Origin of the sequence: Pirellula sp. SH-Sr6A (assembly GCF_001610875.1) — a bacterium.
Taxonomy (GTDB): Bacteria; Planctomycetota; Planctomycetia; order Pirellulales; family Pirellulaceae; genus JBKCUI01.
Map to the genome: position 1 here is coordinate 3,422,395 of NZ_CP011272.1, position 23,499 is coordinate 3,445,893.

Below are 23,499 nucleotides of genomic sequence, written 5' to 3' on the forward strand. Positions count from 1 at the left end.
GTTCCTCTATTCTGAAGTAGACGTTTCTCTCGCAAGTGATTTGAGCCACGCGAGATTCCTGGATAATTCGTGAGTGGACCTGGAAAAAGATCGGAGTGAACCTCGAAGTCCACGAGCGCCGATTCCGGCGAGGACCATCGATAAAACCATCATTCCGGCGCCCGATAGTAAGTAGGCGGCCCAAGGGCTCCAACCGGCTTGTTCCATCAGTACCGAGGCAAGGGCCATACCCAATAGGGGCAAGCCCGCTATGGATCCTGCCATCCCCAATGCGATCAGTGCCATCGGTGTTAGCGATCGACGGAAAGCCTCTTTGGAGTCTTCTCGAGCAAGCTCCCAGTGCAGTTCGCCCATCTCCAAAAGGTCCCCGGCTAGCTGGGCGGATGACCGGACCAGCCCGGATAGGGGTGATGGTGCTCGTTGATAGGTGCTGCTCATTTTCGCCTCGACACTAACCAGCCGACGATTCCTCCAACCAGAAAGCCGCTTACCAGCGTCGACGCCGGATAACGGCGAATCCACTCGGCGAGGGTTGCCGTCGACGGAGATTCCGCTCGACGAACGGCCATCGGCTTAGTTATCCGGCGTTCGCAGGGAGGAAGGGTACCGTTCCGGGTTGGAGCCCCGTTGACTGTCACGTTGATTCGATTGATGGCCATGATGGGATTGGGCAAGGTAGGTTTGAAGTCCACGCAACAGAGCTCGCTTTCCCGTCGTCAGCAAAAAGGATGTCGCCATCGATAGTGCCAACGAACGAACCGAATGGCTCGAGCTAGCTACCGGTGGAGGGGAAGCGGGAACTGAACTGGAATGAATAGGTAAAACCCGGGTTGCGACCGCCGAACCAGATCTACGGTATAACAGGGTGAAACCCGCTAATGCACCGACCACGAACGTTGTTACGGGTGCGGATCGAAGATGCTCTTTCCAGTCCAACATGCGCTGCGATTGGCGAACGACGTCGGACGCGTGTGTCCGACTCTGCGCGCGCAGGCGCTCCATGCGCTGTTGGATTCCCGTCGGTTCGTCAGAATGGTGCATGGCGAGGGTTCCACCTACTTGCGAGACGCCATCGAAACGCCAATGGCAATCCCGGCGAGCAAGCCCAATCCGGCAACGATCGCGATCGATTCCATAGGCCGCTTCGAAACGGTGTCCTTGGCTACTTGGTACCCATGGTCGGCTTGTTCGCTAACCCGGTTGATCCCTTCGTCGATCATATGAGAGGCCTTGCGATAGGCCGATCCTGCTTGATCGCAGCAGTCGGTCAAAAACGCTTCGATCTGCTCTCGGGTTTGACCGGTCTTGCGTTCAATCAGTCCGATCAACTGGTCGACATTTCCCTGAACGCGGGTCAAATCGTCGCCCGTGATTTGACCAAACTTTTCCTTGATCGCGCCAACGACTTTGTGCCAGTTTCCAGCAAGAGTTTCTTGAGCAACCATTGTGTTCTCCTTCAGCTATCTCGTGTCCTGTGTGAACGCCCCATTGCTCGGACGATTCCTAGCAAGGCGTTTCTATTTCTGATCTCAAGGTTAAGCATTCGGCGTGCCAACGCGGAATTGCAGGGAAAATTCCGCTTTTGATGCTCCGTCGCCAACCAAGGTGGTTGATGATCGGCCTGGGAGCACTCCTAGGACTTAGGCGGGAACGTCCTCCGTGCTGGCCGATTCCAAGGCATAGATTAAACAAGAGTATGCACCCAAGTGGACATTGGCCGATTGGCCTTGTTGATCGTACTCGATCGATTCGGTTTGGATCCCGTCGGCTTGTGTTCCGTCTTGATGCTCGCCATAGACCTCGGCATCGCCATTGAAAACCAATTTCCAATGGCCTGGTACGGGGAACCCGATGCGATAGTCTCTGGTCGCTTGATCGGAGAATTTCAGGACCACCACCACATCATCGTGCGGACCCCCCTCTTTGGAGCGATGGAACGCGATGACTTTCTCGTCGTCGTTGCAATGCAAGATCTGAACTTTTTGACCGGTCAAACCTGCCGTGAGTTGCGAACGATTGGTCCGCAATACGATCAGATCGCGGTACATGCGGACGATGGCGTCGTACTGTTCGGCGCGGGACCAATCGAGAGGAACCGTATCCCGAAACCACTCATCGACCAAGAACTCTTGACCCTGAAAGAGCATGGGGATTCCGGGCGCTGTCATCATCAAGCAAGCTCCCAGCGTCGACTGCTTCACCGCATACCGGTTGGGAGTTTCACTGGGATCGATTTCCGAAACAACACGCTGTTTACCATTCGCGACTTCATCGTGCGATTCGGTATAGATCACCCGTTCAAAGACATCATGGTTGTACTTGTGCAAAACTGCATCGCATATCGCCTGGAGAGAACGGAGAGAGTCCTCTCCGGCCGTGATCGCGTCGCGGACGGGATGGACGAAAGCAGCGTCCCACTGCGCGTCGAAATTCCCTCCTCCATGTTCGGCCGACTCGGTGAGCCTGGGGTTGTTTTGCAAATCCTCCGCGATGGTGATTTTGCCAGGGAATCGATTCGCCACTTCTGTGTTGATCCACTGCAGAAGGGAATACCCATCTTCATTGGTATTGTTTTGGTCATGATCGGCCGCCCGGATATAAAGCGTCATGTCGTAGCGAAGACCATCCGCTCGAAACTCCTCCAGCCACATCATGGCATTGTCGAAGATGTATTGACGGACCTCTTGTCGTCCATAGTCGGGCCGGGTGTCGCCCCAAGGCGTCGCGGAACGCCAGTCGTTATAGAAATAGATACCGCCCTTGTCGTTCTCGCTCCAACCATCGAATCGCCATAGATCGAGATCCGAGGGACCAAAGTGGTTGTAGACCACATCGATGATGACGGCGATTCCTTGTTTGTGCGCTTCGCGAATGAATCGCTTTAAGCCGTTCACTCCGCCATAAGCCGACTCGACCGCAAACGGATGGGCCGGGTTATAGCCCCACGAAATATCGCCGGCGAACTCAGCGAGGGGCATCAGTTCGATCGCGTTGATTCCAAGCTCCTTCAAGAAGGGGAGCTTCTCGATGGCGGTATCAAATGTCCCGACTTGCCCCTCCGAAGTATGGAAGGTCCCGATGTGCAACTCGTAAACGACCATCTCATTCCAGTGGGGCATCGTGAATTCGGTCCCCTCCCAGTCGAAGTCATCTTCCACGATGCACGAGTGTCCGACCGAGTTCGAGACCTCTTTCGCTCGCGGGTCGATGCGATCGAATCGCTCCTTACCCCTTCGAATCGCGAACTTGTATCCCTGCCCTACCATCGCTTCCGGAATCTCCACCGACCAAACTCCAGATTCTTCCATCTGGCACGGGTGGGCATCGGCGTTCCAGGTATTGAAATCCCCGATGACCGAAACCTGTTCGGCATGCGGGGCCCAAACCGCGAATCGATAGCCCTTGTCTGCGCGATGGCATCCCAACCCGGTGGTAGCTTCTGCGACTGAATTCTTCACGTTGGATCGACTCCTGTTCCTGAACTTCTACACGACACTCCCTTCGCAACGGCGACGCGCCAGGCGAGGACATCGAGGCAACGCCTCGCGGATTCGTGGTTGGAAGATGAGAAAGCAACCCGCGGACCAAATGGAAACTCGCGGCCAAGCAGATCGATCTCCTAACAAAGTGATCGATCATCGATCAGGTGGTCGGGAGGGGGGAGGGGTTTTAAAACCTGGAACACCGTTTGCCTTGTTATCCGCTCGAGCTGGTTGATTTGCCAGCAATCGATTTGGCTGATCGCCTTCCCATTGGTATTGCACTATGACCCATTCTTCGTCCCGAACGTTGTCCGCTTCCACCATGCGTTCGGTGAAATTCGCGGCCGATTTAGGGACGGCGGTTTTGGTGGTCTTTCTGCTGTACGCTGGGCGCGATGTGTTGATACCGATCGCGCTGAGCCTGTTGTTGGCGTTTCTGCTGTCCCCCGTGGTGAATTGGATTCAAAAGAGAGGATTGTCCAACCTGTCGGCGGTCTTCGTGACCGCGGCGGGCCTTTTTACCTTGCTAATTCTGGGACTGGTGGTGTTGGGTTCGAGCATGGCTCAATTCGCAGCCGATTTTCCGAAATACAAGGGGGAAGTGGAGAAGAAGGTCGAATCGGTTCAATCCGCCGTCCAAGACATTGGCAAGCAGCTCGAGCAGGTGTTGGCGAAACCGAAAAAGGAACGAGTGTCTGGTCGGAACGGTGAAAAAGGAGAAGAGACTTCGGAGTCCGAGGAACCGAAAGCCAAGGAGCGCGGGGATGAGGAGGCCAGCAAGTCGTCGGAGGGTCCGGAGGTTCCTTGGCAAAGTCTACTAGGGAATCTCGCGAATGTATTCGGTCCGATCGGGACCGCAGGCTTGGTCGCCGTGTTCGCCATTTTCCTGCTAGTCAATCGAGATGACCTACGAGATCGTTTTGTTGCGGTGGTCAGCCGTGGCAACTATGTGGTCACGACGGAGGCGATTGCCGAAGCGTCGGAGCGAATCAGTCGATACATCACGGCTCAATTCCTGCTGAACTCCTCGTATGGTGTGATCTTTGGAGTGGGATTGTGGGTAGTCGGGCTTGTCATGGACCCACAGCGTGGATTCCCCAACGTTCTGTTTTTGGGGGTAATGGCGGGTCTCGTCCGGTTTTTGCCTTACGTCGGTCCTTTGATCGGGGCTGGACTACCCCTGTTGGTATCGATCGCTCTCTTCCCTGGTTACACGGTTTTTATGGCCGTGTTGGCGATGATTGTGGTGCTCGAGTTGACCTACAACAACGTCTTGGAGCCTTGGTTGTATGGTTCGCGAACAGGAGTGTCAGCGATCGCCGTCATCACCGCGGCGGTTTTTTGGGGATGGCTTTGGGGGGCGGTCGGTCTTCTGCTGGCGACCCCGCTGACGGTTTGTTTGGTTGTTCTCGGGAGGTATATCCCGAGACTCAAGTTCTTTGTCACATTGCTCAGCGACGAGGAGCAAGTCTCCCCCTCGCTTCGCGCGTATCAAAGACTCCTTTCGGGCGACGACCACAAATTGAAGGAATTCCTAGTCGAAGAATCCAAAAAGAAAAGCGATGTCGAATGGCTCGATGAGATTCTGGTTCCGGTATCGAAGCGAATACAACGGCAACCGGCAGGGGAACGTCCCTCTTCGAGCGAATTGACCGAGCGATTGAAGGCGGTTCTCGCGGAGGAACCCTTGGCGAGCCTCTTTCGCGCGGATGAAGGAGAGCATCGGCACCAGACCATCGCGGCGATCGGGGCTCGCGCGGCGACCGAGACGATTCTCTTGGAGAAGTTCAGTCAAATGGAGCCAGATTTGCTGTGGAAGGTAGATAGCTTGGGAGAGATGCCGGAACTGTTCGCACAAGAGATACTTCAGCTCAATCCCAGCGCGGTGTTACTATTATCGTTACCCCCTGGCGGGATAAGGCAAACCATGTTTTGGATTCGCACCTTGCGCCGCGGTGGATACGAAAAAGAGATCTTTGTCTTGCGCCCGGGCAAATTGCGACGTTTCGACGACTTGTTGGTCGCGCTCCGACAAGCGGGTGCCACGGCGCTCCTCACTTCGTTCTCGCAAACACGTCGAAAGCTCAAGAATTACTCTCAGGGAGGTGAAGCATGACAACCGTAATGGTGATCGACGATCGCCGAGATGCGGAACGGATCGTATCGAGAAAGCTGATCGATATGGGTTTTGAAGTCTTTTCTCGGGATAGCGCCGAGGGATTGGTCGAAACCTTGGACGCTCAACCGGTCGATCTGATCATTTTGGATATGAATATGCCCGAGGTTGACGGGTGCGAAGCCACCGAATTGCTTCGCTCCCACCCCGTGCACAAAGATCTTCCCATCCTGATATGTACGGCTCATCCATTGCCCGGTGATCAAGAGCGGGCATTGAGCGCGGGCTGCGATCGGTTCTTAGAGAAACCTATGCAAACCGAGGAGCTCCGAGCCATTTTGGCGGAGCTGCTCGCCCCAGCCCCTACATTGGAGATTTCCCGCGAACAACCTTCATAATCAAGCTGACCACAAACATGACCAAGAAGAGGACGAAGAGGATTTGAGCAATGCCAGCAGCACCTGCGGCGATTCCGCCGAATCCGAACAAGCCCGCGATCAAGGCAAGAATAAAAAAGGTGAGTGCCCAAGAAAGCATGACGATAACCTCCGAGATGACAAGGAAAATAGTATGCAATCGCTGGGATTCGCACTGTACTAGCGCGAACCTCCAGCCTCATGCCCAGCAGCAACATGCCCAGGGACAAATGAACAGTAGCAACCTTTATGCCAAACGTTCTTTCCTAGCATCAAGCAGGTGGATTGCTCGATGATCGACCAGGGTGTCTACTGAGCGTTCAGCCAATGCGCGGTTTGCATCGAGGCGATGAGCGACTGGATGATTCCGTCCAAGGAGTTAGGGGCTGTATCCAGGATGTCCCAGTCCGCATCCGATGCGGCTTGCTCAAAAACGGCGATTTGGTCCACTTCGGCTGTGGCATAGAACGTGCTAGTAAGACCTTTCAGGCTGTGTGCGAAGAGTTTGGCTCGCGAGGCATCGCGATCCAATACGGCTTCTCGAAAGTCAGCGACGAGCTGGGGAGAGTCCTCGGCGAAGATACTAGCCAACTCCATCAATAGATCCCGGTTGCCATCGAGTGATCTCAAGGCTTGTTCCTCGTTGATAGGCATTTTCAGTCCCGTTCATGTTGGAGAGAGTGTGAGGATGGTTCGCAGCGGAGTGGCGTGTCCGTTCCCATCGATGAGTGGACGGAACCCACAGCAAACAGCATACCGATAAGAAGGCATTCGTTTTGGTTGGAGAGTCTCATGACAAAAGTACTGGTGATCGACGACGATAGGATGGTTCGGCATATCGTCAGCAGTGGATTGAATGGATACGAAGGGCTCGACGTGCTGCAGGCGAGTGACGGAGATTCAGGGCTGCAACTGATTGAACGGGAGCAGCCCTCGGTGCTTCTTTTGGATATTTTCCTTCCGGAGCACAACGGTTTGGAACTCTTTCGGAAGATCCGCGCGATCAACGGGAAGATTCCTGTGATCTTTATCACCGCGGACACGTCGAGCGAGACGGCGATTCAAGCGATGCGAGCTGGGGCTTTTGACTATTTGTCCAAGCCGCTGAATGTGGAGCAAGTTCGCAACCTTACCATCAGCGCCGTGCGTGCCCGGAGAGCTATGGATCAACCTGTCGCCTTCTCGATCGGGGAGGGAATGGCGGACGTGGAGCGGTTCATTGGCCGGTCCAAGGCGATGGTGGAGGTCTACAAGGCGATCGGCCGTGTGGCAGCTCAGAACGTGACGGTCTTGATCCGCGGTGAAAGTGGATGTGGAAAGGAGCTGGTCGCCCGCGCGATCATGCAGAACAGCCATCGAGCCGATCAACCTTATGTGGCGGTGAACTGCGCTGCGATTCCGGATCAGTTGCTGGAGAGCGAGCTCTTTGGCCATGAAAAGGGAGCGTTCACCGGCGCGGAGAAGCGGCGCATCGGTCGGTTTGAGCAATGCGATGGCGGAACCATATTCCTCGACGAGATCGGGGATATGTCCCAAGTCACGCAGGGCAAGGTTCTTCGGTTGCTCCAGGAGCAGAAGTTTGAGCGGGTCGGAGGAAACGAAATCATCCAGACCAACGTTCGCATTATCGCGGCCACCAATCGCCCCTTGGAAGAAATGGTCGAGGAAGGAACGTTTCGGGAGGATTTACTCTATCGCTTGAACGGCTTCACAGTCTTCCTTCCTCCCCTTCGCGAGCGAGTCGAAGATATTCCGTTGCTGCTCGAATACTTCTTCCGTCGCGCCAAACACGACATGTCCCGCCCTGAGCTCGAAGGAATCTCTCCGGAAGCCTTCGAGTTGCTTCAACACTATGAATGGCCGGGGAATGTCCGTCAGTTGCAGTCGGTGGTACGGCAATCGGTCCTCAACACGACGGGGACCGTCATCGCGTCGGTGAATCTTCCCGACTTTGTTCGGGAAGGAAGGCGGCCGACAAAATCGGTTCCGCATGTGGAAAAAGTGGAAGTGGACCGATCGAAGGATGTAGAACCAATCGATGCACCGAATGAATTCCTCGAAAGGGAAGCAACGGAATCGGCGTACGTGGGAGCCGTCTCCATCGATCGCAGGCCGACCGAGAGTCACTACGAGGACGAGACATATGGGACCGAGTACTCGGATAGAGACTCGAATAAAGCATTTCCCCTTTTTGAGTATGTCGCGTCCCGGATGCACGAGGGGACGGTAAATCTGTATGCCGAAGCGTTGGAACAGATGGAGCGGAGGCTTTTCACCCAAGTCCTGGAGGCGACAGGGGGGAATCAATCCAAGGCGGCCGAGATTCTTGGGATTACCCGCGGCAAGGTAAGGGACCGGATCGCCACCTTTGGCATTCAGGTAGAGAAGACAGTTTCGATCTCCAAGAGAAGCTAGAAAAATATGTTACGCTTTTTGGAATCGCTATCCTCATTGTTGGACACGCAGGGTTTTCCAGCGCGATGGAATTGCGGGACGGTCTGGTATCAAGAGCCATGGTGGGGATGGCTGCATATCGTTAGCGATGTCGTGATTTGGATGTGTTACTTCACGATTCCTCTCCTGATGATTGCCTTCGCGCGGAAGAAAGGGGATGTTCCGTTTCCCAGCGTCTTCGCGCTTTTCGCATCCTTCATTTTGCTTTGCAGCATCACCCACTTGGTCGATGCCATGATTTTTTACTGGCCCGTCTATCGATTGGCCGGTTTGATGAAGTTTGCGACGGCTGTGGTTTCGTTTGCGACCGTGATCGCATTGTTTCGGATTGTACCCGCAGCCCTCCTCCTGCGCGGACCGAATGAGGCGCAGCGTGAAATCGACGAGCGGACGAGCGAGTTGCGTAAACTTACTCTGCAGCTGCAGATCGAAGCCGACAGACGCGAAAAGGTAGTCCAGGATCTTCGCGAGCACCGGGAATTGCTCAAGCTAGCCATGACCGAGGGCGATACAGGGTTCTTCAACTGGGATTTGAAGTCCAATTTGGTGGCGATGGATACCGCGGAGGTAGCTCTCACTGGGATGGGCGAAAAGGAGAACAACATCCTGGCCGACGATTTCTTTTCGTGCATCGATCCGGAATATCAAGAGTCGGTTCGCGAGGCTGCGAGGCGGGCCGTCGAAGAAGGGGAACCGTACGACGTCCGTTTCCCCTTTCTTCGCCCCGATGGCCGGAAAATCTGGCTGGCAGGACGTGGCTGTGTGTTCAAAGACAATCGAGGAAATCCACTCAAATTCATCGGACTCAATCAGGACGTAACAGCTCAAGTCGAACGCGAAAACCTTTTGGATTTGGAAGCCGAGCGAGCGCGCATCGCTAGCGAACACAAGAGCCGGTTCATCGCTCAGGTGAGCCATGAGATCCGAACACCCCTCGCTGCCATGCTCGGGTGCATCGACTCGCTTTTATTGACGCTGGAAAAGAGCGATACGCGCGACATGTTGGGAATCGTGCGATCGCAAGGGGAACTGCTGCAGGTCTTGGTGAACGACGTGTTAGACCTGTCGAAGATGGAAGCGGGGAGATTGAAGTACGAAGCCAAGCCGACGCCCGTGGCCAATGTGTTTGCCGATGTCTGGTCCCTCATGAATCCGCTGGCGCAAGAGAAAGGTATCTCCATCCGATGGCTGGCGGAGACGAAGATTCCGGAGACCATCGTTTGCGATCGATATCGATTGAAACAAGTCTTTGTTAATCTCATCGGGAACGCCATCAAGTTCACCGATCGTGGCGCGGTAACCATCGTAGCTCGACTCGAATCTTCGGGCCCCGACCAAAACGAACTGATAGCCGAAGTGCGCGATACGGGCTGCGGGATCCCGAAAGACAAATTGGACGTGATCTTTGAAGAGTTTGAACAAGCAGGCGAGGAACGTTCCGGAGCGGGACTGGGTCTCGCCATATGCCGCCGCCTCGTGAACCTGATGGGAGGCACCATCTCTGCCCGAAGCGAAATTGGAATCGGCTCGGCATTTACCGTCCGAATCCCCATCGGGTCGATCGACGAGGAGACTTTGGTCGTCATGGACCAAATCGCACTCGAATCCAATGAGGAATCGGTCGTCCGCGAAGAACTTCAACGACTTCCTTTGAAGGTGCTAGCCGCTGAGGATACCCGGGCGATCCAGTTCGTCCTGCGAAGGATGGTCGGCTCGCTGGTCAGTGAACTGGCAATCGTCTCCAATGGTCGATTGGCGGTCGAGCAAGTCATGGAGGCGGAAAAAGGCCCTCGCCCCTACGATCTGGTCCTGATGGATATCCAGATGCCCGAAGTCGATGGCATCGAAGCGACCCGGCAACTGCGCCGAGAAGGGTTCCGCCGACCCATCATCGCACTGACCGCCGGTGCCATGGAGTCGGAAAAACAAGCCTGCATCACCGCAGGCTGCACCCACTTCCTAGCCAAACCGATCGACCTCCGAGAACTCCGCCGACTGATGCAATCCATCAGCGGAGAGAAGAAATAGAAAAACTCCTGAACCTTTTGGCACGAATATTGCTCTAGTCAGTTGTGTTCTCATCAACTACTGCCTAGGGTGGATCAGGAGACCTTAAAAATGATGACGGAAACCGTTCGTTCCATTCGCACCAATGAACTAGCTACAACCACACCGACCGAGCGTCGCAAGACGAAACTTGCGATTCGCAGCGGTTGGTCTCAAAAAGAGAAAGAGCAGCGAGCGATTGTGGCATCCTGCCGAACGGCAGAGCTGGCATACCTCCTTTTCGGGGAAGACGGTGGCTGCTACCCAGCCGCATCCTGAGCGGTCCCAGTGCAACGTGGTCGATCAGAGCATATCGACCACACTGGGTCCACCATATTGGGTCGACTTCACTGGGTCGACTTCACTGGGTCGACCGCGGCGTGACTGAGCACAGAATGACAGATCACAGCGTGTCGACGACAGCGTGACCGGTCACACCGCGATCGATTACAGTTGGTGTTCTTGGATGTAGCTGGCGACCAAATGGACCAGCGCACCACCGTCCAAGGGTTTGGTGGCGTAGTCGTTGCAGCCGCACGCGAGGCACTTGTCCCGGTCGTCCTTCATTGCGTTCGCGGTCAAAGCGATGATCGGTTTGGAGAAACCCCATTCGCGCAGTTTCTTTGCTGCCGTGTAGCCGTCCATGATCGGCATTTGCATGTCCATCAACACCGCGTCGACCGGCGATTGCGTTAGAAATGGTTCGGCAGTGAGCATGCTGATCGCTTCTTCTCCATTTGTGGCGAGAACGACGCGGGCGCCTGCCTTCTCCAAGAAGTTTTGGGCGAGGAAACGAATGTCGCGACGGTCGTCGACGACCAAAACGAGTCCTTGAACCTTTGCCAGTTTCGTAGATCTTTCGTCGGAGTGGATCGGCTTGATCTCGTCGATCCAAGGTTCTTCGCCGATTCGGCCGCAGTCGATTTCGAGCGAAAAGATGCTTCCTTCCCCGAGACGACTTTCTACCAAGATCGTACCGCCGAGCATCTCTGCCAAACGTTTGCTGATCGCGAGCCCTAGACCGGTCCCTTCGAACGCGCGTGTTGAAGACGCGTCCGCTTGAACAAAGGGTTGGAAAAGGTTTGGAAGAACTTTCGCATCGATACCGATGCCCGTATCGACGATTCGAAAGACCATGATGTTTCTTTCGGGTTCGTACCGGCAATGCAGATCGACTCTACCGGTGTCGGTAAATTTGATGGCATTGCCGACGAGGTTGACCAGGATCTGACGCAAACGAATGGGATCGGTTTCGATGGTATTAGGGATGCTACCGTCGAGATGGACATGGAAGTCGATCCGCTTCTCTGCCGCTCGAACATCGAGCAGCGATCGAATTTCGTGCAGCACTTCGGTCGGTGAAATGTCAATCTGCTCGATTTCAAACTTGCCGGAATCGATTTTCGAAAGGTCGAGAATATCGTTGATGATTTGAAGAAGAAACTTGCCATTGCGCTGAATCGTTTCGACCGATTGCAGATCGTCGGGATTCGTGATGTGGTCCGCCAAAATTTCGGTATGACCGAGGATGGCGGTCATGGGAGTCCGAATCTCATGACTCATATTGGCGAGGAACTCACCGCGGGCTTTGGTCGCATTCTCCGCCGTGATGCGAGCCTTCTCGAGCTTCTCCTCCTTTTCGATCAATTCGTCAATATCGGTGTTCGAGCCGAACCAATGGGTGATCTTGTTGTTCGCATCCCGGATGGGAAGCGCTCGCGATAGGAACCAACGATACTTTCCATCCTTACCACGGAGTGGGAATGTTTCCTCCCAAGGTTCACCGGTATCCCAGCTCCGTTGGATACTTTGAACGACGCGATCCAAATGGTCCGGATGATGGACTTGCTTCCACCCCCACCCGCGAACCGACTCGATGGTTGTTCCGGTGTAGTCGTACCAGCGTTTGTTGTACCAATAGACTTCCCCTTCTGGATCGGCCATCCAGGCGAACTGGGACATGTTATCGGCGAGCATTCGGAATCGTTGCTCGCTCTCGCGCAGCTCCATCGCGGCGCGCGACTCGGCTGTCAAATCCTTCGCAATGGTCGAGATACCAATCAATTTCCCATCGGCGTCGACCAACGGAGCAACTTTCAGCAGAACTTCGACCCGCGTTCCATTTTGATGGAGCCGTTCGGTTCGCAAGGGCTCGATTTGTTCCAGCAAACTCGAGCGCCGCAAAAGCTCGAGTTCCTCCGACTTCCGCTCTTCTGGTACGACCTTGAAAATAGGGCTCCCAATCATCTCGGCTTCGCCGTAACCAAAGAGCTTCACCGCCGCAGCATTCCAGGATGTAACGACCCCTTGAAGATCTTTTGTGATAATCGCATCGTTCGAAGCATTCACAATGGCCGACATGCGAATGCGAGTCTCTTCCGCTGCTCTTTGTTCGGATATATCCGTTACGGCTGAGATGATGGAAGTCGGTTTGCCGTAATAGTCGCGAATAAGCCGGGAGGAAACGTTAGCCCAAATCGTATCGTCGCGATGGGTCCGATAACGTTTGTTCATCGAGAATGACTCTTGTTGACCGTTCATCATCGGAGCGACCAGCTCTTGGTTGAGATGCAAATCGTCCGGGTGAGTAATCTCTTTGTAGGAGCGCCCAATCAATTCCTCCTCGTTCATTCCGAGGATTTCGCAGAATCGTCGGTTCACTCGGATCAAGACTCCATCCATCGAAGTATGGACGATTCCGATCGGAGCGGAATCGAACAAAGCCCGAAATGTTTGTTCGCTTTCCTGCAATTGCGCTTCGAACGCGCGGCGTTTGGAAACATCGCGAAAGACCAAAACACTTCCCTGGATACGACCATCATCCGTCTTGATCGGCGCAGCGCTGTCGTCGATTGGGGACTCGGATCCATCCGGTCGAATCAGAACGGTGTGGTTAGCTAGTCCCACGATCACTCCGGTCTGCAAGGCACGGATCGCGGGGTTATCGACGGTTTCCCGTGTCGTTTCGTTGACGATGTGAAAGACGTCCTCCAGCTTCGTCCCTCGCGCGATGCTTCGCTTCCATCCGGTCAGGCCTTCGGCGATCGGGTTCATTTCGACGATCAAGCCATCTGCATCGGTGGTGATCACTCCATCGCCAATGCTTTGGAGGGTGAAACGCATCAACTCGCTATTGGTTTGAATCTCTTCGGCTTGTTGCGTGAGCCGTTTGGACTGTTGGCGAGAAAGCGCGAAGTGAAGACCGATTGCCAAGAGGACAGCGAGCCCCGATCCGATCGCCGAAACAAGAGTGGTCCGATAGGCTTCGTTCAAACCTTTCTGACGGGAACGGAGCAGCTCGCGTTCGGCCTCTTCAAACCCTGCAACGGCTTGGTCGAGCCTATCCATTCGATTTCGACCTACCCCGGATGCGACCATGTCGATCGCCTGCTGTGCACCACTCTCTCGGGCTGTCCGCAGCGTTTGCATCAACTGGCCTACTTTTTCCGAAGCCAATTCCGTTATCTCCTCAACGCGTCGCGATTGAACCGAGTTGTCGGAGACCAAATCGCGGAGAACCCCAAGCGTTCGTTCAACATTTCCTTCGAGTTGATTGATCGATTGAAGATATTCTTCCCGATCGGTAAGCAGAAATCCTCTCAATTCCGACTCGGCGTCCAGCACGGTAGAAACCAGTTGTTCCGAATGGGTGAGCACTTGATGGGTATGCGTAACCCAATCGGCGCGCGCGAACATTTCGCGCGCGGTTTGCGCGGAGAGAAAGAGATTCAGTCCAATGAGCGCGATAGCAACTACAGCGGACAAAACAACCGGACCGCGCGAGATAGGCACGTTCAAAGCCTCGATGGGATTGGACTAAACACGACGTTGTTGTCCAGATTCTATCGCGCGTGACTTCGCCCGGCGAGTCATTATCAAGTCGACTCGCGAAACTGGTTCCAGTCAATTCCTAGCTTGCGCATCTTGGCTCGCAAGGTGTGGGGGTTGATTTTGAGGTAGTGGGCGGCACCGCGCTTTCCTTCGATTTGCCCCTGGGTTAACACAAGGGCTTTTTCGATATGCCTCCGGATCGCGTTGTCGAGCGCATCGAGCTCCCGTTCCGGCTCCTTTTCCAATCCCACGCGATGCCCCTCGTTAGCAACCGCAACACGTTGGACCGGTTGTTCGGGAATGACCTCGTAGAAGGTCGGTTCGTCGGTTTCCACCGCGGGCTCATACCGGGTGGCGATGCCGATCCCCAAGGCGTTCTCAATATCGAGCTTGCTCCCGCGTCCTAGAATCACAGCGCGATCCATCACGGCTTGAAGCTCCCGAATATTGCCAGGCCATCGATATTCGATGAGTTGTTTGATATCGCTCGATGCGAGCTCGACATAGGGGAGCCCAAAGTTGGTCGAGGCCCGCTTGGCGAAGTGCCTGGCCAAAGCGGGTATGTCTTCGATCCGCTCGCACAATCGAGGTAATAAGATCGGAAACATGTTGATCCGATACCAAAGGTCTTCACGAAAACTCCTTTGATGCACCATGCCTGCCAAATCGCGGTGGGTCGCGGCGACAATCCGAACGTCGACGTGGATCCACTCTTCCCCCCCCACGCGCTCGATCTGATGCTCCTGGAGCACCCGCAATAACCGAACTTGCGCAGCCAAAGGCAGTTCACCGATCTCATCCAGAAAAAGCGTTCCTCCGTCCGCTCGTTCGAACCACCCCTTTCGCTGGTCCGACGCTCCCGTGAAGCTCCCTCTCTCGTGCCCAAAGAGTTGCGAATCGATCAGCTCGGGAGGTATGGCACCGCAGTTGACGCGAATAAACGGCCTTCCGGCTCGCGAGGATCTTTGATGAATGGCTCTCGCAACCACTTCCTTGCCCGTGCCCGTGTCTCCTAAAATCAACACTGGCATATCCGATGGAGCGACGATCTCCACCCGCTCCATCACCGACCGCAATCCCGAGTCCGCGCCGACGATGAGATCTTTTGTTGCCGACGGGCCTTCCTCGGGGCCAATCGCCTCACTCGCATGGGAAAGCCTCGGAGTCGCTGCCAAGAGAAGAAACCAAAGAGGACCACGGAGTCGCTCTAACGCGAGCCACTGCTCGTCCCGAAGCGCCCGTCCATGCTCGACCTCCAAGATCGCCACTCCAACTTGGTCGCACCCATCCGCGTGAAAGCTGCGAAGCGGGATCCCTAACGCGGAGCCCGTGGTGGAATCCGGGGTCAAATAAGCGAGCTTGCCAGTGCGACGAGGGCCGTGCTGCCTCAGGATTCCATTTTCCTCCACCCAAGCCTCCATCTCGGACCATTTCGATTCGGTGCAGCGAACCGTTCGTGCATCGATCGGGAACGGTCCGTGGGTCGCGGCCGCAACGACGGTAGCCGCTCGTTGGCTTCGCTCCAGTGCATACACGACCAAACTCTGGATCGGCAATTCCAGACGCAGATTGCTGAGAACGCGCTGCACGGCTTCCAACGTCGAAGCTGCTTGGAAGACTTGATCCCACACGATCTCTTTCATCCTGTCCTTACTCGGGTTTGTTCCTTCGATTCCACCATCACGTTTGCGAATCCCGATCGCAAATGCGGACCCGAAATCCGAGTCTCGAGATCCGGTCCTCGAAATCCAGGTCGCGAATCCTGTGCCAATCGGTTCACCCGCTCGATTCGAGACGCTGCCCAAGTCTTCCCCTCAAAGGACACAGCTAACCATCAAATATAACGCCGGGCCGTGATATTTAATGGGATATCACGCTAGAAATCCCGTGGCCGTTCAAGGGGCTCAGAAATATTTTTCCTCGGAAATGACTGGCGAAGGCTGGAAGGCTGAGGTTGAGGAGGCTCTTGAACAAGTGGTGTCGACCATATGGCCTTGTGTTTGCGTGAGGAGGGAGAAGCGGCCCGGTCCGACTACGAGCCGCCGTGTTCTCCTACTTTACGGTAATCACATGAATCCCAAATCGATTGTTGCTCTCGGATTGCTAGCTCTCGGATTTCTCGGTGGCTGCTCCAGCCGCGAGTCGTCCCCAAAGGGTGACAATTCCGATCCGATCACACTCCTCAATGTTTCGTATGACCCAACTCGCGAACTCTACGTGGAGTTCAATGAAGCCTTTGCCCGTCATTGGAAGGACCAAACGGGCCAGGACGTTCTGATCGATCAATCGCACGGCGGGTCGGGCAAACAAGCCCGGGCTGTGAACGAAGGATTGGATGCTGATATTGTCTCTCTCGCGTTGGCCGGGGACATCGATCTGATCGCAAGGAGCTCGAAGCGACTGGAACAAGACTGGCAAACCAAACTACCGCACAACAGTTCTCCTTACACCTCCACCATCGTCTTTCTCGTTCGGAAGGGAAATCCTAAACAGATTCGGGATTGGGACGATTTGATTCGGGACGGAGTGGAGGTCATCACACCGAATCCGAAGACTGGCGGCGGGGCTCGATGGAACTACCTCGCAGCCTGGGGGTTCGCGCTCCAGAAAGAGCTTGGTGATTTGTCCTTGCTTCAGGACCCGAGCAAAGCGAACGTCGTGGAGGCAGCAAACGGAAAGGCGAAAGAGTTTATCGGCAAGCTTTACAAGAACGTTCCGGTGCTGGATACGGCGGCACGAGCCGCCACCAACACCTTCCTGCAACGCAAGATCGGAGATGTCCTGATCGCGTGGGAGAACGAGGCGTTCCTGGCCTTGAAGGAATCGGGGCGAGGAGAGGTAGAAATCGTCGTACCGAGTTTGAGCATCCTAGCAGAGCCGCCTGTCGCGGTCGTCACCAAGAATGCGGAGAAGCGTGGGACGGTCGAAGTGGCCGCCGCATACCTTGAATATCTCTATAGCGACGAGGGGCAACGGTTAGCTGCCAAGCACTACTACCGCCCTCGTAACGCGGAGGTCTTGACCGAAGAAACGAAAAAGAACTTTGCCGACTTGAAGCTCTTTGGGTTGAAGGATTTGGTGCGCGATTGGGAAGAAGCGCAAGAAATCCACTTCAAGGATCGAAGTGGAATCTTCGATCAAGTCTTCAACCAATAACCGACTATTCAGGACGAGCGTCATGTTATTTGTTTCCAAGAGACAGAACCGTTTGCCTGGGTTTGGTCTCACCATCGGCTATACCTTGCTGTACCTCAGCTTGATCATTCTCCTACCGCTGACAGCGTTGATGTTGAAGTCTGCGTCGACTCCTTGGAGTGAGTGGATGGCGACTCTCACGCATCCCCGCGTCAGCTCGGCGCTTCGGCTCACTTTCGGGGCGTCTTTCCTGGCTGCTTTGATCAACACGCTCTTTGGTTCGATCATTGCGTGGTCGTTGGTCCGCTACCGATTTTTTGGGGCGCGTTTCTTCGATGCGATCGTCGATCTTCCTTTTGCTATGCCGACGGCCGTGTCGGGAATCGCGCTGATGGCGATCTATGGACCGAATGGTCCGGTGGGCAGTTTCTTGCGCCCATGGGGAATCCAAACCGCGATCTCGTTCCTCGGAGTGTTGATCGCTTTGGTCTTCATCGGATTGCCCTTTGTCGTTCGGACCATGCAACCCGCCATCGAAGAACTCGATGCCGAGATGGAACAAGCCGCAGCGAGCCTTGGGGCTAACCGATGGCAGACCTTCCTAAGAGTAACCCTCCCCAGCATCCTCCCGGCCATGATCACGGGATTCACCCTCGCGTTCGCGCGTTCCTTGGGTGAATACGGGAGTGTCGTCTATATGTCGGGAAATCTTCCGAACAAGACCGAGATCATCTCGCTCGTCATCTCCAACAAGATCGAGGAGTCCGATATTGCGGGCGCTTCGGCGGTCGCGATGGTTCTCCTGCTGGGGACCTTCGTGAGTCTCATGATGGTGCAGGGGATCCAGTGGATTGCTAATAAGAAAACAGGACGAGCGTAAAAATGGGATCAAGCAAAACCAAACCCCTGCAATCGACGGATCCTTGGTGGGTTCGATGGATGCTCATCGGAATATCTGTTGCTTTTCTCACCTTTCTATTGCTCTTACCGCTGATCATTATCTTCCAAGAGGCTCTGTCGAAGGGGATCGCGTTTTATATTCAATCGATCTCGGATCGGAACGCTTGGAACGCGGTGAAGATGACCCTGATCACCGCTGGGATCGCCGTGCCGCTCAATCTGATTTTCGGAATCGCAGCCGCTTGGGCGACGACCAAGTATCGGTTCCGCGGAAAGAGCATTCTGATTTCCATGATCGATCTTCCCTTCGCCATTTCACCGATCGTGGCCGGTCTCATGCTTGTCCTCGTTTTCGGCTCACAAGGCTGGTGGGGAGAGTGGCTTTCCGACCGGGGGATCCAAGTGATCTTCGCGGTTCCTGGCGTGGTTTTGGCGACGGTTTTTGTCACATTCCCATTCGTAGCACGGGAATTGATTCCGTTGATGCAAGAGCAAGGTAGCGACGAAGAATGGGCTGCTATTTCCTTGGGCGCCAACGGTTGGCAGACCTTTTGGAAGGTCACATTGCCCAATATCAAATGGGCCTTGCTTTATGGCGTCCTCCTCTGCAATGCCCGGGCCATGGGAGAGTTCGGTGCGGTATCGATTGTCTCCTCCAACATACGCGGCCGTACCAATACCATGCCATTACAAATCGATGCACTGTACTCCGAGTATCAGTCTGCGGCAGCTTTTGCTCTCGCATCGCTTCTCGCAGGTTTAGGTGTATTCACCTTGATCGGAAAGACGATCTTAGAAAGCCGAATCAAAGCTCTGAAATCCGACCGGTAGCGCGTCGCCGCGAACTCCGATTTAAGAAACCAATCACCTTGTCGCCCATTTGCCATCGCTCCTGATGGCTACGTCGGCCAGCCAATCAAATTGCAATGAGTATTGAAGTAAAAAACCTAAGCAAGTCGTTCGGTTCTTTCTCTGCCTTGAAGGATGTGAACCTGCGCATCGAGACGGGCGAGTTGATCTCTTTGCTCGGACCATCCGGATCGGGAAAGACGACCCTACTTCGAATCATCGCGGGAATGGATGTTCCCGATCCCACCCCCGGGAGCCAGATTCTTTTCTTCGATGAAGATGTAGTGAGGATGCCGGTTGGCAAGCGGCATGTGGGATTCGTTTTCCAACACTACGCTCTGTTCCAACACATGACCGTATTCGATAACATTGCATTCGGATTGCGAGTACGACCTCGGGACAGACGACCCGGTAAAAAGGAGATTCAAGATCGCGTTCGGGAACTCTTGCGATTGATCCAACTCGAGGGCTTTGGCGATCGATTTCCTTCCCAACTTTCCGGCGGGCAACGACAGCGTGTTGCACTGGCACGCGCTCTCGCCATCGAACCACGTGTGCTCCTTTTGGATGAGCCATTCGGCGCACTCGATGCCAAGGTGCGGCAGAGCCTTCGACAATGGCTCCGACGACTGCATGATGAACTCCACACCACGACAGTCTTGGTGACGCATGATCAGGAAGAGGCCCTCGAGGTGTCCGATCGAGTCGTTGTAATGAATCAAGCTCGGATTGAACAAGTCGGTACACCGGAGCAGGTGTTTCACCATCCTACTTCTGAATTCGTCATCGATTTCCTAGGAAACGTCAATGTCTTTCGCGGGCGTGTGCAAGATGGGAAGGCGACATGGGCCGCTCCGCGCGAGGAAATCGTAGCAGGCAATCTGGAATCGAGGTCGGAGAACGCGGCCAAGATATATGTCCGACCGCATGAGTTGGCTCTCGAACGCTCGAAGCAAAGCGAGGATAGCATTTCCGCACGGGTTCAGAGAATCAATTTAGCGGGCGCGCAGGCCAAGGTGATTCTCAGTACCGCCCAGCACGAAGAGATCCGGGTCGATCTCCCTATGGAGCGATTCCAAAACCTTCGACTCGTACCGGGAGACGCCGTCTTTGTTCAACCGACCAACACGCGTGTCTTCGTACCCGACTACAGCATTTAAACCAGGCCGGGCACGCAAGGGTGACCTAGGTTCCAGAGCTATTTCACCGACATCAAATACGCGAGAAGATCGGCCATGCTGGAAACGTCGATTTGCCTTTCTAGTCCTTCGGGCATGAGAGAGAGTTTGGAACTCTTCATCTCGGCGATCTCGCTTCGATCGATGGTGTCGGTCTGGTTTTCACCGCGTACCAGGGTGACACTCGCTGCCGATTCGGACTGGATCATTCCACTGAGGACGCGATCGTCTTCGGTAACAATCGTATAGGAAACATACTGAGGATTTACTTCCCGATTCGGTTCGATAATGTTTTGAAGAATCGCTTCCGGACCGCGGAATTGGAACGAGGCCAAGCTGGGAGCCAGCTCGTATCCAACACCTTCGAGTTTATGGCATGCTGAGCACGATTGTGCGAAGACCTTTTTACCTTTTTGCTTATCGCCAGGCATGGTCAACGCGGATCGGTAGGTTTCAAACACGTCGCTTCGTGTCCCAAAGGTGGAGCTGGCGAGAAGCTTCTCCACGCGATCCTTGAGTTTCCGATCGTTTCGCAGTCCGTTCAGACGGATCACATCGAGATCGGTCAAAAGGAAATTTCCCTGTTCGGCCTGCGATACCAAAGCCTCCACCCACGCTGCGCGCGCGAAGAGGATATCGGAGGCAATCGAACGGAGTTTGGGGGACATCATCGTCCAAGTCTTCAGCAACTCAATGGGGACTTGCGAGGAAGTGAACTGTCGCAACGCGTTGGCCGCGGCAACTTGAATCTCTTGGGGTTCGCGCTGGTGAATCAGGGCCGCCAGGGTCGAGATATCAGACTCGTTGGCCTGCCACATCATCCTTCGAATCGCTTCTTGGCGATCCGCAATCGGGAGCTCGCTCTTTGCAAAGTCGACGCGCCCCTTCTTGATCAGTTGGTCTCTCAGAGTTGCCAGGGTCGGTAGAGAATCGAACAACTCCTCGCGCTTGGCATCCGCCATATTGCGTTCGTGAATCGCGTTCAGAATCTCTGCGATCAAAGGCATCGCATTCGGATCGGACTTGGGCCTCGCGGCCAGTCGCTTGTCCAGAGTCGACAGCTGATCGGCGGAAGCGAGCTTGCCCGTCAATCGCCCCATCGGTAGTGCTTTGGCCAGTTCGAGCGCGCTCGGCGATGCATCCAATTGCTGGAACAGAATCGCGGTAGCTTGCGATCCGATCGCATTGAAACAGGCTGCCGCAATCCACGGATCCGAAGGGGAATTTACTAGAGTTTCGTGGGCGATTTTGGATTTCGCAACAGGATGAAGGGAGGAGGCGACGAGGGAAAGGGCCAGTTGCAATCGAACGCGCGAATCCGGGTCCTTGGCGAGATTCGGAAGCATTTTCTGGAGCGCTTCGTCGGAACCGATCCGATCTTCCAGCCACACCAAGGACCATTCCCGCACGCGGGGATGGACGTCCAAAAGCCCTTGTTGATGGGCCTCTCGAGATTCGGACGTCCGCGCCAACAATCCCAACGCGTGCAATCGAGCTTGCGGGAACGACGAATGGATCGCTGTCTTCTCCAACGCACCGAGAATTTCACTCCGTTCCGCGTCGGTCGCGCGCAAGGAAAGTTGCTCGAACAGGAGTCGTGATGCTGTGTCGCGCTTCCATCCATTGGGGCTCTCCAAAGCCTTTACCCATTCCCGAGGGGATTGCTGAGAGAGCTTGGGTGCAGCTTTTGGTTTGAAATCGATCGGAGCGACTCGATAGATTCGCCCGCGATCTCGCCCGCTGGTGAGATCCAAGTGTTGTTTGATTTCCTCAGGCAAAGACTTCGGATGCTCGATGACTTCGCGATAGAGATCCGCCACATAGAGAGTACCGTCGGGTGTGTTCGCAAATTGCACAGGGCGGAACCAAGTATCGGTGGCGGCAAGAAACTCGGATTCGGAGTCGATGCGATGGCCCACCATAGAGCATCCCGATTCCAAGAGTTTCTTCCGGTGGACAATATTGCTGCCCACATCACCGACGATGGCGACTCCCAACATGTCGGATGGGAAGGCATCTCCGCGGTAGATCGTAATGCCCGTCGCGCTGGTGAAGTAACCGGAGGCTCGGCCACCTCCCTCGATCATACCCGGTGTCTGATTGGTGACGCGCATCCGCGTGCGCACGATTCTCCATGGTTCAACCGGACTGACTCGGTACACATTGGCTTGCGGGCCATCGGCAGCGATGCTCTGTCGCGAGGGAGGGAGCGGGTAAGCTTTGCACAAGCTAGCGTAACGGTCAGGATAGACGTACATCTGCAAGTGATCGCTGTTGTGACAAACAAACCGACGGCCCCAATCGTCAAAACTCATGCCGTGCTGTCCGCCGCCGCTCTCGAGACGGATATCGAACGTGATCGGATCGAAAGAAAAGTCTCGTCCGCTGGCCGAGACAGGCGGCAAATCGGGGCGATCCGGGCGGGTGATGTTCGCGCCAGAGCTGCTCACTTGGCAATAGATGCGATTGTCGAGCCCCCAGCAAAAGCTGTTCAAAAGTCCTTGGACATTCTGACGTCCAAATCCCGTGAAGACTTTGCGACGGACATCGGCCTTGCCGTCTCCATCGGTGTCTTTGAGGTACCAAATGTCAGGAGCTGCGGCGACGAAAATTCCTCCATCGAAGCAAATAGCTCCCGTCGGCCAGGAGAGTTTGTCGGCGAACAGAACGCTTGTTTCGTAACGGCCATCTTGGTCCCGATCCTCCAGTCGATGGATGGTTCCAAGAAAGTCTTGGTCCTGTTCCGAGTAGTCGCACATTTCGACTACAAACATGCGTTCTTGGTCATCAAACGAAATCGCTACCGGGTCGCGAACTTCCGGCTCGGCCGCAGCCAGTTCCAGTCGGTATCCGGGCTTGATCTGGATCTCCCGCATCGCGTCCATGGGGTCCTTGGGTGCGATGCGAGGCAGTTCCTCGAGCAGGCTGGGTGGGTTTCGTTCTTGCGCGTGAAGTGGCGATACCACGGTGCTGGGAAGGTTGCTGAGTCCTACACCAACCATTGGAATCCAAATCCATGCGAGACGCTGCATCATCGATTGTTTGCTCGGAGCAAGAGTGGGTGGGATAGGAATGCTACCGAAGGGCGATCG

18 protein-coding genes are annotated in these 23,499 nt (G+C 55.0%); 9 read left to right on the top strand and 9 right to left on the bottom strand.

Translation table 11 applies throughout. The features are described 5' to 3' along the window. Positions 1-6 precede the first annotated feature (6 nt). The 4 genes from VN12_RS13200 to VN12_RS13215 form a co-directional block, all read right to left on the bottom strand. Positions 7-438 (bottom strand): phage holin family protein, encoded by a 432-nt coding sequence (locus tag VN12_RS13200; RefSeq protein WP_146677278.1) that lies wholly within the window; start codon positions 436-438, stop codon positions 7-9. Positions 439-573: 135 nt separating this feature from the next. Continuing rightward, on the bottom strand, positions 574-1,041 hold the full coding sequence (locus VN12_RS13205) for a hypothetical protein (protein ID WP_146677279.1): 468 nt from the start codon (positions 1,039-1,041) through the stop codon (positions 574-576). A gap of 14 nt (positions 1,042-1,055) precedes the next feature. After that, complete coding sequence (locus tag VN12_RS13210) at positions 1,056-1,445, bottom strand: CsbD family protein (RefSeq protein WP_146677280.1); 390 nt, start codon at positions 1,443-1,445, stop codon at positions 1,056-1,058. A gap of 195 nt (positions 1,446-1,640) precedes the next feature. Further along, entirely contained in the window at positions 1,641-3,458 is a 1,818-nt protein-coding gene (locus VN12_RS13215; protein ID WP_205855032.1) for an alpha-amylase family glycosyl hydrolase, read from the bottom strand. 307 nt (positions 3,459-3,765) lie between these two features. On the opposite strand from VN12_RS13215, the gene VN12_RS13220 reads away from it, so the two are divergent. Both VN12_RS13220 and VN12_RS13225 read left to right on the top strand, forming a co-directional pair. Beyond that, complete coding sequence (locus VN12_RS13220; protein ID WP_146677281.1) at positions 3,766-5,598, top strand: AI-2E family transporter; 1,833 nt, start codon at positions 3,766-3,768, stop codon at positions 5,596-5,598. Continuing rightward, entirely contained in the window at positions 5,595-5,996 is a 402-nt protein-coding gene (locus tag VN12_RS13225) for a response regulator (protein ID WP_146677282.1), read from the top strand. Before VN12_RS13220 ends, VN12_RS13225 begins: the two co-directional genes overlap by 4 nt. Here the strand turns inward: VN12_RS13225 and VN12_RS13230 are convergent. Both VN12_RS13230 and VN12_RS13235 read right to left on the bottom strand, forming a co-directional pair. Beyond that, positions 5,962-6,135: a DUF1328 domain-containing protein gene (locus VN12_RS13230; protein WP_146677283.1), complete on the bottom strand. Its 174-nt coding sequence runs from the start codon at positions 6,133-6,135 to the stop codon at positions 5,962-5,964. The genes VN12_RS13225 and VN12_RS13230 overlap by 35 nt on opposite strands. Before the next feature lie 188 nt (positions 6,136-6,323). Beyond that, positions 6,324-6,668, bottom strand: a complete 345-nt coding sequence (locus VN12_RS13235; protein ID WP_146677284.1) for an Hpt domain-containing protein — start codon at positions 6,666-6,668, stop codon at positions 6,324-6,326. 138 nt (positions 6,669-6,806) lie between these two features. Between VN12_RS13235 and VN12_RS13240 the strand changes: the two genes are divergently transcribed. The 3 genes from VN12_RS13240 (at position 6,807) to VN12_RS13250 (ending at position 10,793) form a co-directional block, all read left to right on the top strand. Then, complete coding sequence (locus tag VN12_RS13240) at positions 6,807-8,429, top strand: sigma-54-dependent transcriptional regulator (RefSeq protein WP_146677285.1); 1,623 nt, start codon at positions 6,807-6,809, stop codon at positions 8,427-8,429. A 6-nt stretch (positions 8,430-8,435) separates the two neighbouring features. Further along, positions 8,436-10,496: a PAS domain-containing hybrid sensor histidine kinase/response regulator gene (locus VN12_RS13245; protein WP_146677286.1), complete on the top strand. Its 2,061-nt coding sequence runs from the start codon at positions 8,436-8,438 to the stop codon at positions 10,494-10,496. 90 nt (positions 10,497-10,586) lie between these two features. After that, positions 10,587-10,793, top strand: a complete 207-nt coding sequence (locus tag VN12_RS13250; protein WP_146677287.1) for a hypothetical protein — start codon at positions 10,587-10,589, stop codon at positions 10,791-10,793. Positions 10,794-10,961: 168 nt separating this feature from the next. Here VN12_RS13250 and VN12_RS13255 read toward each other — a convergent pair whose 3' ends face one another. After that, positions 10,962-14,306, bottom strand: coding sequence for a PAS domain S-box protein (locus VN12_RS13255; RefSeq protein ID WP_146677288.1), 3,345 nt, complete (start codon positions 14,304-14,306; stop codon positions 10,962-10,964). Positions 14,307-14,389: 83 nt separating this feature from the next. Further along, complete coding sequence (locus VN12_RS13260) at positions 14,390-15,988, bottom strand: sigma-54 interaction domain-containing protein (RefSeq protein ID WP_205855033.1); 1,599 nt, start codon at positions 15,986-15,988, stop codon at positions 14,390-14,392. Between the two features lie 427 nt (positions 15,989-16,415). Between VN12_RS13260 and VN12_RS13265 the strand changes: the two genes are divergently transcribed. The 4 genes from VN12_RS13265 (at position 16,416) to VN12_RS13280 (ending at position 20,389) form a co-directional block, all read left to right on the top strand. Next, positions 16,416-17,501 (top strand): sulfate ABC transporter substrate-binding protein, encoded by a 1,086-nt coding sequence (locus VN12_RS13265; protein ID WP_146677289.1) that lies wholly within the window; start codon positions 16,416-16,418, stop codon positions 17,499-17,501. 22 nt (positions 17,502-17,523) lie between these two features. Next, positions 17,524-18,360: a sulfate ABC transporter permease subunit CysT gene (cysT, locus tag VN12_RS13270; RefSeq protein ID WP_146677290.1), complete on the top strand. Its 837-nt coding sequence runs from the start codon at positions 17,524-17,526 to the stop codon at positions 18,358-18,360. A gap of 2 nt (positions 18,361-18,362) precedes the next feature. Then, positions 18,363-19,211 (top strand): sulfate ABC transporter permease subunit CysW, encoded by an 849-nt coding sequence (gene cysW, locus VN12_RS13275; protein ID WP_146677291.1) that lies wholly within the window; start codon positions 18,363-18,365, stop codon positions 19,209-19,211. Between the two features lie 95 nt (positions 19,212-19,306). Further along, positions 19,307-20,389 (top strand): sulfate/molybdate ABC transporter ATP-binding protein, encoded by a 1,083-nt coding sequence (locus tag VN12_RS13280; protein ID WP_146677292.1) that lies wholly within the window; start codon positions 19,307-19,309, stop codon positions 20,387-20,389. A 38-nt stretch (positions 20,390-20,427) separates the two neighbouring features. On the opposite strand, the gene VN12_RS13285 is transcribed toward VN12_RS13280, so the two are convergent. Further along, the gene (locus VN12_RS13285; protein WP_146677293.1) at positions 20,428-23,442 is read right to left on the bottom strand and encodes a PVC-type heme-binding CxxCH protein; all 3,015 of its coding nucleotides are present in this window, start codon (positions 23,440-23,442) and stop codon (positions 20,428-20,430) included. Between the last annotated feature and the right edge of the window lie 57 nt (positions 23,443-23,499).

What these genes read in the sequence shown, in the direction of transcription:
- VN12_RS13250 (WP_146677287.1), top strand. Translation starts at nt 10,587, where the DNA reads ATGATGACGGAAACCGTTCGTTCCATTCGCACCAATGAACTAGCTACA.
- VN12_RS13260 (WP_205855033.1), bottom strand. Translation starts at nt 15,988, where the DNA reads ATGAAAGAGATCGTGTGGGATCAAGTCTTCCAAGCAGCTTCGACGTTG.
- VN12_RS13200 (WP_146677278.1), bottom strand. Translation starts at nt 438, where the DNA reads ATGAGCAGCACCTATCAACGAGCACCATCACCCCTATCCGGGCTGGTC.
- cysW (WP_146677291.1), top strand. Translation starts at nt 18,363, where the DNA reads ATGGGATCAAGCAAAACCAAACCCCTGCAATCGACGGATCCTTGGTGG.
- VN12_RS13210 (WP_146677280.1), bottom strand. Translation starts at nt 1,445, where the DNA reads ATGGTTGCTCAAGAAACTCTTGCTGGAAACTGGCACAAAGTCGTTGGC.
- cysT (WP_146677290.1), top strand. Translation starts at nt 17,524, where the DNA reads ATGTTATTTGTTTCCAAGAGACAGAACCGTTTGCCTGGGTTTGGTCTC.
- VN12_RS13240 (WP_146677285.1), top strand. Translation starts at nt 6,807, where the DNA reads ATGACAAAAGTACTGGTGATCGACGACGATAGGATGGTTCGGCATATC.
- VN12_RS13225 (WP_146677282.1), top strand. Translation starts at nt 5,595, where the DNA reads ATGACAACCGTAATGGTGATCGACGATCGCCGAGATGCGGAACGGATC.
- VN12_RS13265 (WP_146677289.1), top strand. Translation starts at nt 16,416, where the DNA reads ATGAATCCCAAATCGATTGTTGCTCTCGGATTGCTAGCTCTCGGATTT.
- VN12_RS13285 (WP_146677293.1), bottom strand. Translation starts at nt 23,442, where the DNA reads ATGATGCAGCGTCTCGCATGGATTTGGATTCCAATGGTTGGTGTAGGA.
- VN12_RS13205 (WP_146677279.1), bottom strand. Translation starts at nt 1,041, where the DNA reads ATGCACCATTCTGACGAACCGACGGGAATCCAACAGCGCATGGAGCGC.
- VN12_RS13220 (WP_146677281.1), top strand. Translation starts at nt 3,766, where the DNA reads ATGACCCATTCTTCGTCCCGAACGTTGTCCGCTTCCACCATGCGTTCG.
- VN12_RS13235 (WP_146677284.1), bottom strand. Translation starts at nt 6,668, where the DNA reads ATGCCTATCAACGAGGAACAAGCCTTGAGATCACTCGATGGCAACCGG.
- VN12_RS13280 (WP_146677292.1), top strand. Translation starts at nt 19,307, where the DNA reads ATGAGTATTGAAGTAAAAAACCTAAGCAAGTCGTTCGGTTCTTTCTCT.
- VN12_RS13230 (WP_146677283.1), bottom strand. Translation starts at nt 6,135, where the DNA reads ATGCTTTCTTGGGCACTCACCTTTTTTATTCTTGCCTTGATCGCGGGC.
- VN12_RS13245 (WP_146677286.1), top strand. Translation starts at nt 8,436, where the DNA reads ATGTTACGCTTTTTGGAATCGCTATCCTCATTGTTGGACACGCAGGGT.